The 12956-nt window shown below is 49.6% G+C and carries 10 protein-coding genes; 1 reads left to right on the top strand and 9 read right to left on the bottom strand.

What is annotated here, in order from left to right; genetic code table 11:
- Window positions 1-325 precede the first annotated feature (325 nt).
- Entirely contained in the window at window positions 326-1468 is a 1143-nt protein-coding gene (locus E5358_RS10385) for an AAA family ATPase (protein WP_135940122.1), read from the bottom strand.
- Between the two features lie 312 nt (window positions 1469-1780).
- On the opposite strand from E5358_RS10385, the gene E5358_RS10380 reads away from it, so the two are divergent.
- Window positions 1781-3109 carry a family 43 glycosylhydrolase gene (locus E5358_RS10380; protein ID WP_135940121.1) on the top strand — a complete coding sequence of 443 codons (1329 nt, stop codon included), beginning with the start codon at window positions 1781-1783 and terminating at the stop codon, window positions 3107-3109.
- A 374-nt stretch (window positions 3110-3483) separates the two neighbouring features.
- On the opposite strand, the gene E5358_RS10375 is transcribed toward E5358_RS10380, so the two are convergent.
- From E5358_RS10375 to E5358_RS10340, 8 genes are all read right to left on the bottom strand, one after another.
- Window positions 3484-4629 (bottom strand): sensor histidine kinase, encoded by a 1146-nt coding sequence (locus E5358_RS10375; protein ID WP_135940120.1) that lies wholly within the window; start codon window positions 4627-4629, stop codon window positions 3484-3486.
- Between the two features lie 284 nt (window positions 4630-4913).
- A complete protein-coding gene (locus E5358_RS10370; protein ID WP_135940119.1) occupies window positions 4914-6224 on the bottom strand; it encodes a sigma-54-dependent transcriptional regulator in 1311 nt (436 codons plus the stop codon).
- A gap of 228 nt (window positions 6225-6452) precedes the next feature.
- Complete coding sequence (locus E5358_RS10365; protein WP_135940118.1) at window positions 6453-7946, bottom strand: TolC family protein; 1494 nt, start codon at window positions 7944-7946, stop codon at window positions 6453-6455.
- Window positions 7947-8137: 191 nt separating this feature from the next.
- Window positions 8138-9376 (bottom strand): ABC transporter permease, encoded by a 1239-nt coding sequence (locus E5358_RS10360; protein WP_135940117.1) that lies wholly within the window; start codon window positions 9374-9376, stop codon window positions 8138-8140.
- A gap of 9 nt (window positions 9377-9385) precedes the next feature.
- A complete protein-coding gene (locus E5358_RS10355; protein WP_135940116.1) occupies window positions 9386-10675 on the bottom strand; it encodes an ABC transporter permease in 1290 nt (429 codons plus the stop codon).
- Between the two features lie 30 nt (window positions 10676-10705).
- Window positions 10706-11371, bottom strand: coding sequence for an ABC transporter ATP-binding protein (locus E5358_RS10350; RefSeq protein ID WP_135940154.1), 666 nt, complete (start codon window positions 11369-11371; stop codon window positions 10706-10708).
- A 43-nt stretch (window positions 11372-11414) separates the two neighbouring features.
- Window positions 11415-11846, bottom strand: coding sequence for an FtsX-like permease family protein (locus tag E5358_RS10345; protein WP_135940115.1), 432 nt, complete (start codon window positions 11844-11846; stop codon window positions 11415-11417).
- A gap of 22 nt (window positions 11847-11868) precedes the next feature.
- Window positions 11869-12939 carry an ABC transporter permease gene (locus tag E5358_RS10340; protein WP_135940114.1) on the bottom strand — a complete coding sequence of 357 codons (1071 nt, stop codon included), beginning with the start codon at window positions 12937-12939 and terminating at the stop codon, window positions 11869-11871.
- Window positions 12940-12956: the final 17 nt, after the last annotated feature.

Here is a 12956-nt window from a genome sequence, read left to right as displayed (position 1 = left end):
TGGTACATTAAAAGGTGTCGTAAGAAAACAGGTGCAAAAACAATAAGATTCCTATATATAAATTATGGTAAATATGTCAAAGAACACAGTAATCAGTATTGTTTCCGATTACGATGCAAAGGTACAACATTTGACGAGCGGTTCCAAATTTTATTGGGGTATAAATGGGGGTATCTCAATAGAGAATAATTGTATCGGATAATAATAATCAAAAAGGAGGCTTCTCATTTTTATGAAAAGTCTCCTTTTGGTGCATTATGGCTTTGACAATCCCCAAAGACGTTTCGCTTCTCACGGCATGCCTGCATGGAAAGTGGATTGCGCACTACCTTCGCATACCTACATGCGACTCTCTGCCAAACCAAATGGCGAATATAGGGTCAGCAAAGAACAGTCCGTCCTTGCGCTTCTCAATGATTTCTTTCTCAATCAGCACATCCTGAATCCTTGTGACATTTGATTTGCTGCCAAGATTGTATTCCTCCATAATCTTTTTGCTGCCAAATCCGGAATGGACTCCGGACAAGATAGCCCGCATGAAATTCAGCTGGTATGTGCTCAATCCCTGTATCGTCTGTTGGCAGAATGCGCTGTATTGCGCTATAAGTGCGTCCTTGCCGTCGTCAAAGTTCTGCTCGGTGGCGACATCCTCAGTCTCGGCAAAGACATTCCATGCCAACTGCTGGACATAGGAGGAATAATTCTCTGTGGTATCACAGATTAGCGCACACAATTTTTCACTGATTCTCTTTCCTTTGCTCTCGAAGCGTCCCTGTATGTATTCCGTCCAGTCGCTTGTCGGGATACGCTCAAGCAGCATAGTCTCTCCGAACATATAGAAAGGCATGCGCTTGTTTTGGAACAGGTTCATCATCAAATGCTTCTTGCTGCCAGACAGGCAATAGGCACAGTTTTGCTGGTGCTGCCATACTCCTCGCAACCGTTTCTGTATGCTTAGCGAGTCGGTCATCTCCCCAATCTGCTGGAACTCGTCAATGCAGATGACAATGCTTTTACCTTTCTTCCGTGCGATAATTTCAGGCAGATTAAGAATCTCTTCAGGCGAATGTGTCGCAGGGGTGATGCCCAACGACAGCGAATATTCACTCATTGGGTCTGTGCTGAACGATATTTTCGGTGACAGGCGTGACAGAAACTCCCTTGCGTTATCTACCCATTGCTCAATGCGTCCTGCGGTCTGCTGTATGACACTCGCAGCAAACTTGTTGTAGAAATCATACTCGCTCCTGCAATCGTAAATGTCCATATAAACCGTCATGACATCATCGTTGCCTTCCAGTTCACCAATGGCTTTCTTTACGACCGAGGTCTTTCCCATACGGCGCGGTGAAATCAATATGGTGTTGATGCCATTCTCGAAGTTTAGTTTCAATCGTGCCGTTTCCTTTTTCCTGTCGGTGAAATTATCCCCATCTACCGACATTCCATAGACAAAAACTTTGGTCATGTTTCTTGTAATGTTGTTTCGTTTTGTGGCAAAGATAATGCAAACCGAGTGCAGTTGAGCTTGCTCAAAACTGCCGAGGTGCAGCTTATCTTATGCAAAGATACAAAAAAATATCTTGGTACACAACTTTGTGGACCACAAAGTTGTGTACCAATGGTAAAAAACTGTTATACAGACTATAATAGCCTATAAAGTAGGCATGAAAACAGCGGCGATATATCTAAATTTATCACTTTTTTATACATCAATCTTGCAGAAATCATCCGATAATTCATGGAAATTCGCTATCTTTGCATAAAGTAAACTATCAATATGAAAAGAAAAATCTATATCCTTGCCTGTATGTTTGCGGCAGCTGTCGCATCGTTTGCGCAGAAGGCGGTGGTGGTCAACGGCGTGCCATGGTATGACCAACGCGACAGCATAGTCAATGCGCATGGCGTGAACATCATCCATGACAACGGGCGTTACTACATGTTCGGAGAGAGTAAGACCGACAGTGCCAATGTTTTCAATGGCTTCAGTTGCTATTCGTCAGACAACCTTGCGGACTGGCAGTTTGAGCGCATCGCCCTGCCTGTGCAGAAGGACGGACGGCTTGGTCCTATGCGCATCGGCGAGCGTCCGAAGGTGTTGCGCTGCCCCACGACGGGGGAGTTCATCATGATAGCCCATTCTGACGACAGGCGGTACAAAGACCCGTGCGTGGTCTATGCCACAAGTCCCACCGTCAATGGCGAATACACTTATCGCGGTCCGTTGCTCTATAAGGGCAATCCGATAAAGCGTTGGGACATCGGTTCGTTTGCGGATGACGACGGCAGAGCCTATCTTCTTGTGCACCACGGCAGCATCTACCGTTTCAGCGAGGATTTCCACTCTCTCGACTCGTGTATCGTAAGCGGACAAAAGGGTGTGGGCGAATCGCCTGCCATGATGAAGAAGGACGGCATATACTATTGGTTGTCGTCCCACACCACCAGTTGGGAACGCAATGACAACATGTATTTCACAGCCACAAACCTATCCGGTCCTTGGACTTATCGTGGAGAATTCTGTCCGAAAGGTTCTCTCTCCTACAATTCCCAATGCTCCTTTGTGCTGCCTGTAAAGCAGGATGGCTCAACAAGTTATATGTACATGGGCGACAGGTGGTCTTTCCCGCACCAGCGTTCTGCCGCCACTCAGGTGTGGCTTCCTATCCAAGCAAAGGACGGTGTGCTGTCGATTCCGGAATACAAAGAGGCGTGGAATCCTTTCACCGGTCAGGCTGTGCAGTTTGCAGGCACACGGAAGCCGTTGGCTTGGCAGTCGTGTGAGCAGGGTGCGGTGAAAGTTTTGTCCCTCAAACTAAAGAAAAACAACCGTATAATCATAAAAGGTCGCACGGCGAATGACGGCGGATATGCCTTGGTGAGGATAGTTGACAACAAAGGGAAGGAACGCCACAGGCAGCTGATAGACTTTTACAGCAATGTGCCGGCTGACGGCGTCCGCTATGTCAGCCCTCGTCTGCCGAAGGGCGCGTACCGTCTGGAGATAGAGGTGACAGGCTTGAAATCAAACTGGAGCGACAAGAAGCGTTCCGATTACGGCACAGTCGGCACTTGGGTGCGCATAGATGCGGTGGAGGTGTATTGACACCAAACATCTTGCCGGGCAGTGGTAGTGGGCGTCCGGTAAAATATAATGTATCCATAATTATGTACACTTAAATATCCGGATGTTTCTGTGCATAGGAACCGCTAACGCGGTTCCTCCACGCAGTTTTTACTATGTGATTACAAATGTAAAGTCGCCATGAGGATTGTGGCTCTGCCGCAGGCTATTTATGGGCAAAACGAAAGGTAGCACTTGACCATGTCAAGTGCTACCTTTTACTATGTCAAAGGTAACCTTTTACTATGTCAAAGGTAACCTTTTGCAATGCAAAGTGTTACCTTTTGTTTTGTTGTTTGTAATGGACTGAGATACAGTGTGATACACCATGATGTATCGTGTTGCGTGTGATAAGGCTAAAGATGTATCCTGAAATGCGTCAGCCCATCCTCTTGGTCGGTGTGGAGGGAGAAGCGGAAATGATGCTTGCGCAGCACATCGCGCACGAAAATCAGACCTATGCCTTGTCCGTCGGGCTTTGTGGAGAAGAACGGAGAGAAGAGTTTCTGCTCCACTTCGGGACTTATGCCGTGGCCGTTGTCGATGATTTCGAGGGTGCGCCCATGCAGGCCGATGGTTATTGTGCCGTCCTGCCCGATGCTCTCCGCCGAGTTTTTCACGATGTTGGTGAGCACTTGCTCAAACAAGGACTCGTCGATTGGTGCAGTGATGTCTTCATTGCCGAGACGGAAAACAAGGCGTATGTTGCGCGGAGAGCATAGCGACTCAAGGAATTTGCTGCGGCTGAGGATGAACGAGCGTATCTCGGAATCCTTGGTAACAGCCTCCGGAATCTTCACCACATCGGCAAACCGTGTGATGAAACGGCTCATGGAGTGGCAGCGGTCGACGCACACAGCCATGAGTTCTTTCTCCTCCTCATCGCTCAGCTGCTGCAGTGTGTCGAGTATGGAGCCCACGCCCGCCATGGTGTTGTTCACCTCGTGGGCAATCATGCGTATCACCTTCTCGTATGCACGCCGTTCGGCAGCCACCACCTCTTCCGTCAGGCTTTCTATCAGGAGAAACTGCCGGGCAAAGCCACGGTCGGTGAACGACATGCGGAAACAGCGGTAAATCTGTGAGTCGCTTAACCTTATGGTCGTTTCCTCGCCACGCCTCATGCCGGTTAACTCACGTTGCAGTGTGCTTCCTCCTTCGGAAAGCAGGCGTTCTGCGGCAGCGTTGCGCATGGTCTCGTTGCCGTCGTAGTCGTAGACCACCACGCCCATGGGCGAAACCTTTATCAGTTGGGTGAGGAAGAAATTCTGCTCCTCCAGCTTAAGGTGCTCATTCTTCAGGCTGTCCATCATCTCGTTGAACATCGCCACAAGCCTGTCTGCCTGTCTTTCGCCCACGGGTGCAAGACGGCTGCTGAAGTCCTGCTCATGCAGGAGGTCAATGCCGTTGGCAATGGTGCGCATGGGTTTCCATACTTTGAAATAGTAATAGGTGAGAATAAGCGCGTTGATTGCTGCTAATGTTCCAATGGCATACCACATAGGCTTTGTCTTTTATTTTGGTTGGTGTTGCTTGAAGGTGAGTGGTTTTCTCTAGGAGGTTATGGCTCTAAGAAAGAAAAGAAGAAAAAGAACCCGCTTCGCCTTTGCAAGATGCTTTCCCAAATAAGAATCTGTTAGAAAGTGTGGCTCTGCCACAACCTCTGATGTGCTTTTCTGCAACAGTATGAGCTATTGAGGTGCATATAAGGAATAATATCCTTTTGTTTCTTTTAGTTCTTAGAGCCATAACCTCTTCAAGCCATGATGGCTTTGAGGGATAGGACTTATTTTGTGATTCCGTACTTCTCCATTCGGCGGTAGAGGGCAGGGCGGCTTATGCCGAGGAGCTCCGCTGCCTGTGAGATGTTGCCCTCACATTTCCGCAAGGCAGCCTCTACGGCTTGGCGTTCCATGTCGTGAAGTCCCGTTGCCTGTTCGGGCAAAGACGTGAGTGTGACGTCGTCAAGCACACTTTCGCCCACCAGCACCACACGCTCCACAAGGTTCTTCAGTTCGCGGATGTTGCCAGGATATGGCAGGGCGGCAAACCTCTGCATGGTCTCTTCCGGGAATTCTGCCGGTGCTATGCCGTTTCGCTTTGCTGCATCCTCAGCAAAATGCCTGACGAGAAGTGGGATGTCCTCACGCCGTTCACGCAGCGGTGGGAGGTGGATGGTGATAAGGTTGATGCGGTAGAACAGGTCCTCGCGGAAACTCTTGTCGTTCACCATCTGTGCCAAATCGGCGTTTGTCGCACTCACTATGCGTATGTCCACCTGCCGTGTGCGGCTGTCGCCAAGCGGTTCGAACTGCTGTTCCTGCAAGACTCTCAGCAACTTCACTTGGCACGAGAGGTCCAGCTCGCCTATCTCGTCAAGGAAAATCGTGCCGCCGTCAGCCATTTCGAAGCGTCCTTTGCGGTCGTTTACGGCATCGGTGAACGCCCCTTTCTTGTGTCCGAACATCTCACTCTCGAACAGTGACTGTGACACGCCGCCAAGATTCACTTTCACAAACGGCGCGCTTTTCCGTCGGCTGTTGCGGTGGATAAGTTCCGCAATGAGTTCCTTTCCGGTGCCGCTCTCGCCCGTTATGAGCACAGCGGCGTTGGTCTTGCTTATGCGTCGCGCGGTCTCTATCGCCTCCATAAGCCCGCGGCTCTCACCGATTATGAAGCTGCGGTCAAACTCCTCTTCTGCGCTTTCTTTCTCTTTGCCGGCGGTCATCGCGCTCATTTCCAGCGCAGTCTCTATGCGTTGCATGAGTACAACGTTGTTCCACGGCTTGGTGATGAAGTCGAACGCTCCAGCCTGCATTCCTTTCACGGCGAGGTCGATGCTGCCCCATGCCGTCATGAGGATGACCGGCACATGCGGACGGAACAGCTTCACTTGCTTCAGCAGCGTCAGTCCTTCGTCGCCGGAAGTGGCGTAGGAGAAGTTCATGTCCATCATTATCAGTCGCAGTTCCCTTTCCCTGACAATCGCCATTGCCTCCTTTGGCGAGGCTGCCGTGAGGGTTTCGTGGTGGCTGCGTTTGAGCATGAGGCTCAGTGAGGCGCGTATCGCGCTGTCGTCATCAATTATCAGAATCATGTTGCAAAATTAATAAAAATATCCAAGGCATACAAGGGAATGCCATGGTTTTTGGGCATCATCGTACAGTGGCAAGCCTTTCTCTAAGAGGATAGTTGCTCGAAGAAAATAAAGAAACAAAAGAATTTTATTCGCTTTTATATTGTTTGTTCATGTTCCATAAAAGAGAAATTCTTTTGTTTCTTTGTATTCTTCGAGAGATATTTTTCTTTTGGAGTGGCAACAAGGTTATTCTTTGATAATCTTCTCAAAATCAGCGTCGATACCCGTGTTGTGATGCCAATCCCATAGAGTGAGGCTGCGTATCTGATAGAGATAGTACCAATAGTAGAACATCTCGGTCAGGTGCTTGCGCCGTGCCTCGTCCTTGGTCGTCTGAGAGTCGTTGAGGTCGAGAGTGGAGATCTTGCCAATCATGTACGTCTCCACGTTTGTGTCGTATCTCTTGCGCGCTATCTCGTCGGCACGGTTGGCGATGTCCAGCTGTTCCTGCTGCTTGTTGAACTGTTCGACAAGGATAAACAAGTTCTGGTTGAACTCCATTGTCTCCTTTTTCAGACGGCTGCGCATCACCTCCCTGTTGCTCTGCGCCACCTTCACCTGTCCGCGACGCTTGCCCCAGTCAAGCAACGGCACTTTAACGCCAAGCTGCACCACCTGATTGTCCTTCAGATTGCGGTAAGCATCGCCGGCATCACGGGCGGTGCCGGTGAACCCCACCTGTGCGAAGAGTGTCACCTGACGCAAGTTGCCGCGCGCCTTTGCCACAGCATAGTCCGCCTCCAACTGGCGGCGGCGTATGTTATGCACGAAAGAGTTGTTCCTCAGCGCCTTCTCCCTCACCTCGCCATAGCTCAGTTCTATAGCCTGAAGAGTGTCGGGAACGACAGGCACAATCTGCTCGTTGTCCTCCAGTCCGAGGAACGATTGCAGGCGGAACATCGAACTCTTCCTTGCACTCTCGTAGCCCGTCAGCGAGGAGCGTGCGTCAAGCACATTAAGCTCCATTTGCAGAAGGTCGTTCTTGCTTATCTGCCCCATCTCCCTTTTAGCCTTCGCCACCTCATAAAGTTTCTCGGCATTGCGCAGGTTCTGTTCGGCGATTCCCACGTTCTCTCCTGCAAGAAGAAGGTTGAAATAATAGTCTATGGTCTTTATTGTCACATCCTCCGTGGCGGAAATGAACGCCGCCTTAGCCTCCTGATAGCGCACCGGTTCTATGCGGCGATCCCATTTTATGGAGTTCACACCGAAGACAGGCTGCTGCAGAGTTATAGCCACCGGCAGGGACATGTAGCGGCGGTCCTTTGTCCCGTCAAGCTGCTTCATGAAATCCAGTGAGGTCGCTATGGACAGTTTGCCTCCCGTCAGCCAGATGTTCTGGTCGATGCTCAGTTCGCCCTGCATGTTCAGATAATTGTTGCGCACATAAGTATATGAGCCGTCATCCTGCTGATAAGCACTGTACGCCTTCTGATAGTTAGGCAGACTGGCAGAGAAGTTCATCTCCGGCAGAAGATTCGCCTTGTATGTGCGGTACTCCCAATACGCCGTCTTCAGTTCGTTGAGTGCCACCGAGGCGTCAACGCTCTGCTTCCTTGCCAAAGAGACAGCCTCTTCGAGTGACAGGCTGCGAGATTGTGCGCTGGCTATACTCACGCACAGCCAGGCACATGCAATTAATCCTAATGTCCTTTTATTTATAACTATTAATTGCTTCATAATCGTAGAATTGTTTGGTTGTTTTTTATACATTTCCGCATGGTTCAGGAACAAGTGGTTGCTATACTTTCCCGATGTGCTACATTGAGATTCTCAAAATGATATATTGAGGAGTTCAATATGATATATTGAGGCGTTCAATATGATATATTGGGAAAATGCCCCCGGAGAGTCCTTTTTTTCATTTCCTCCTATTCGTCACGCAATGCCTCGGCAGGGCTTATGCCCATCGCCTTGCGTGCCGGGAAATAGATGCCGATGACAATCACCAATGCTATGACAGCGAATGAGGTGATTCCGCTTATAAGGATTATCTTTTCCACTCCTGTATACCATGAGTCCTCGGAAAAGAACAGACCGTAATAGTATATCAAGGATGCGATAGCTACCGTAAACGGCACTGTGATGAGCAGGACAAAGAGTCCCTCGCTTACCAATCGGATGAACACATCGCTGTTGGTTGCTCCCAAAGCCTTGTGGAGGGCAATCTCGGTGCGCCTCTGCTGCGTGCGGAACCAGAACGTTCCGAACAGTCCGAGGAAGATGTTGAGCAGGAGGAACACTGCTATCGTGACAGCATTGCGCAGAGAGTTGTAGTCACTTTGGTGGAAATTGGCGCGGATGTCCTCAAACGATTTGATGTCAGAGATGTACAGTCCGCCCACGCGGAAGCGCGTTTCCTTGTCCTTGATGAAGCGTTCCATGAACCCGTTGTCAGCTTCCGGTTTCACGCGGATGCAGAGTTCGGCATCGTTGCCAAATCTCCATTTTGGCTTCACCAAGAAAGAACGGCTTGAGAAACCGTTGTCAAAGTCGCTGTAACGGACGGTCTTGAAGACACCTTCAATCTTCGGGCTCCATGTGGAGTCAAAGACACTCACCATTTCCTTGCCCACATATTCCTTTATGTCCTTGCCATATAGGTCAAGGAAACTCTCCGAGACAAAGATTCCGCCGGCATTGACTTTCTCCGCCAACTGCCCGGGAGTCTCGCCGTTTGCGCCCTCGTAGCGGAACACTTTGATGAAGTCCGGGGTGATTTGCCGGTAAACGCAGTCCACTGTCATTGTGTCAATCCTGCACGGATTCCAGTTGTTGCTGCCGTTGTAGGGATGAGAGCTGCAAGAGAGGCTTACTGCCTCGATGCCCTCGTAGTGGCGCAGTCGCTCGACAAGTTCCTCCACATCGTCGTTCACCTCGCTTCTGTTGTTATAGTCCTTCGCCTCGGTGCTCTTGCTGTTTACCATGCCCATTGACAGCTTGTAGCAATGATTGGCATCGAATCCCAACGGACGCAGATAGATGTCCAGCTTTGTACAGAGCGACATAAACACAAACCATAACAGCAAACTGATTATAAGCAGCTCGATGGCAAGCCATACATTGGAGCGCCATTCGTTGCGCATCTGTGTGAAAAGTTTCTTTATCATGGTCTTATCTTACTTCCTTTTGTTTAACGCGTTAACAATGTTCACCCTTGAAGCCCACAGTGCCGGCAGTCCGCAGCTCAGCAGGTTGAGCACGAAGCAGAACACAAGTGCAAGGATTACGGTCGTCGGCTGTATGAGCATTGCCAGATTGACCGTTGGTGTTGTGCCCACGATGCTCCAGTCCGGAGCAAAGAGGATGTTTGTCAGCAGGTAGGCGGTGATGGTTCCGAGCAGCACTCCAATCGCGCCGCCGATGAGGGTCACGATGAGATTCTCGTTGATGACCTGGCTCATAACCTGCCGGCGTGTGCAGCCGAAGGCGCGCCTTACGCCTATCTCGCTCACTCTTTGGCGCATGCGGCTCTGCGTCATGCTTGTAAGGTTGACGGCAGGGACAATCAGCAGTATGGCATAAACCAGCCATCTGAACATGCGCTCCTTCTCCACATCCGGCTCATTGTTCGCGCCAACCTTTATGGAGTTCTTCTCCTGGTCGTATGGTCTGCCGCGGGAGATTACCTTGTGATCGATTTTGCTCCATCCTTTATTGAAAGCGACAAGGCGCTTCTCATAGTCCCGGCGGATGGCATCAAAGTCGTCACGGCTCTTTGCCAGGATTGTCGCGGAGAATACGCCACCGGTGCCGTTGTTGTACTCGCTGTTCATTGTCGCATCGTTTGCCTTGTACGGTGCCCATGCCTCTGCGTAGGCGTTTTCAGCCAAAGTGCTGACATTGCTGACGATGCCCACGACCTTGTAAGGCATGTAGTTGATGTTCACCTCACGTCCCACAACGCCTTCGATGGTGTTGAACACTTTGAGGGCTGTGCTTTCAGAGAGGATAACGACGGGTCTGCCGTTGTCAAAGTCCGCGAAAGCCGCCTGTCCTGCAATGAAATGGAAGTCAAAGACCTTGAAATAGTCGCCGTCAGTCTCACGGATGTTCGCCTTGATGTTTGGCTGTCCTGCCACACCGACAGCCATGGCTTCGGTGTTACATGTGTAGATTGTCACCGCCTCCGGTATGTCCATCGGTTTGAAAAGCTCTTTCAGCATGCCTTCCGTGCAAGGGTGGTTGCTGCAACTGTTCTCTACATCTGTGTTCTCCACAGAGCAAAAAGAGTAGTGAAGCATACGGTCGCGATAGCTTTCGGGTGCGAATGGCGCAACCTTGACCTGCTGCATCATCACGACAATCATGATGAGCATGATGCTCAGTGCCGTGCCTATGATGGTCACGGACGAGATGACAGGCTGCTGGCGCAGTTGGTTGATGGTCTGTCTTATCAGTTGTTTCATTTCTTTTTCTTATTTGTTATGCTGCCTGTTTTACTGCACCTGACGGCCGTCAAAGAATCTTATGGTGCGGTCGGTCTGCTCTGCCTGCTGCTCATTGTGGGTCACCATGACGATGGTGCGTCCGTCCTCCTTGTTGAGTTGGTGGAGCAGCTGCATCACCTCCGCACCCATCTTTGAGTCAAGGTTACCTGTCGGCTCGTCGGCAAGGATAATCTCTGGGTTACCGATGATGGCTCTTGCTATCGCCACGCGCTGGCACTGTCCGCCTGAAAGTTGGCTTGGCATGTGGTGTATGCGGTGGGTCATGCCTACACGCTCCAGTACTTTGCGTGCCAGAGCCTCACGCTCGGATGCAGAGACATTGCGGTAGAGCAGTGGCAGCTGCACGTTGTCAATCACGTTGAACGACTGAATAAGGTGGAAAGACTGGAACACGAAGCCCAATGTCTTGTTACGGAACTGTGCCAGATGTTTGTCGGACATTCCTGCAATGTTGGTTCCGTCAATGGTTATTGTTCCCGATGTGGGAGTGTCAAGCAGTCCAATAATGTTAAGCAGTGTGGACTTGCCACAGCCGGAAGGTCCCATGATGCTGAGAAATTCGCCTTTCTCAATCTCTATGTTAACGTTCTCCAATGCCTGAGTCTCGATTTCGTCTGTGCGGTAGATTTTGTTTACACGCTCTAATTTGATGATTTCCATAATTGTATTTGTTTTGTTTAATTTGTTGTTTACTGTTTTATTCATCCTTCAACACGTCAGCCGGCTGCATTCGGGCGGCAAGAGTCGCAGGGATATATGTGCCAAGCAATGATATGCCAAGCAGCACAACATAAGTTATTATTGTTACCAATGCGAAATGGCTTCCGAATCTGTTTTGCGGGTAATCTATATTGAGCTGTCCGTTTTCGACCAACTTTTCATCAATCACATAGAACCCATTGGCATCAGCATAAAGATACATAATCGGAACAATCAACACGAATGCTATCGTGGTAAGTATGGCAGCTTCCAGCAAGCAACGGTTTGTTATGTTCCTTTTCGGCGCTCCCATGCTGCGCATCAGTCCGATTTCGGCACGACGGGCGTTGCAACGCATCCAGAATGTGCCGAGCATTCCGAGGAAAATGCTTAACAGTGCGAAACCGATAAGTGCGGATTGCAGACGCATTTTATTAATGTGTCCGGAAACTTTATTCCTTAGTTGGATATAATCCTATCAAACTGCCGGCTGCCGTGAGCAAAAGATTCTCGTTCATCATTTGGAAAAGCAACTGTCGGTTGCTTGCTCCGTACGCCTTGCGTATACCAAGTTCGGGCAAACGGCTGTTCATTCGGCTGCTAATCATGCCGCTAAGATTCAGCGAAGGGATAATCAGGACTGCCAAAAGTATGTACAGAAATCCACGTATAGATGCCTTTTCATCATAATCTTTTGTAAACTCAGTGCGCAAAGCGCTTTTGACAAATGTGTCAGGCTGCCCCATTAACGAATATTCATCCTCTTTGTCTGCATTGCTGATACGCTTCATAATGTTCTCCGCCTCCTGCTGTATCAATGGTATGTTCTTCTTATTGTCGCAAAGCAGATAGGAGGCGCATCCGCCATATAGGTTGCTTGTCCAAAAGGAGGGAAGAACAGTGTCGCTTCCTTGAATGGGAATCCATATTTGCGAATAGCATGATGTGGCAGCCAAAGAGCAGTCGTCAACAACTCCTATTATCTTCACTTCGACAGAATCCCTTACCGTAAGCGTGCGTCCGACAGCATCTGTTGTTGCCCAAAACTCTTGTGCCAAGGAACGGCATACGACAGCAACTTTAGCATGGCTTGCCACATCCTTGCGTGAATAGGGATGCCCTGCGATGAAGTTAAAGCCAAACACTCGCCAAAAGCCTTCATTTGTCGCGGTAACCACGGCCTCTGCTTTACGGTCTTTTGATATAAAGACTCCCTGTTTCCCATAATCACTAATAGCTGTTGCAATAGCTTCCACGTGAGGTAATTTTGCAAGATACTCGTTGGCAAACAGCACAGAATGTCCAATCGGAATGTGGTAATTCTCCGGTTTTCCTTTAGGATAGGACTTGATAGGTCCCACAACAAGCATGCGGTCGCGGTTTTGTTCGGGATAGATATGCCCGAACTTGACATAAAGGATGATGAATATCGTCATCGTCATTGCGATGGTCAAGGCTGTTCCGAGGATGTTAATTCCGCTGAACAGCTTGTGCTGCTTAAGAAGATTAATAGCTTGTCGCATATTGCTTTGTGTTTGGT

The organism is Palleniella muris (assembly GCF_004792655.1).
GTDB classification, from domain to species: domain Bacteria; phylum Bacteroidota; class Bacteroidia; order Bacteroidales; family Bacteroidaceae; genus Prevotella; species Prevotella muris_A.
The sequence above is the reverse complement of the archived record's forward strand: the minus strand, read 5'-3'. Positions and strand labels throughout refer to the sequence as shown.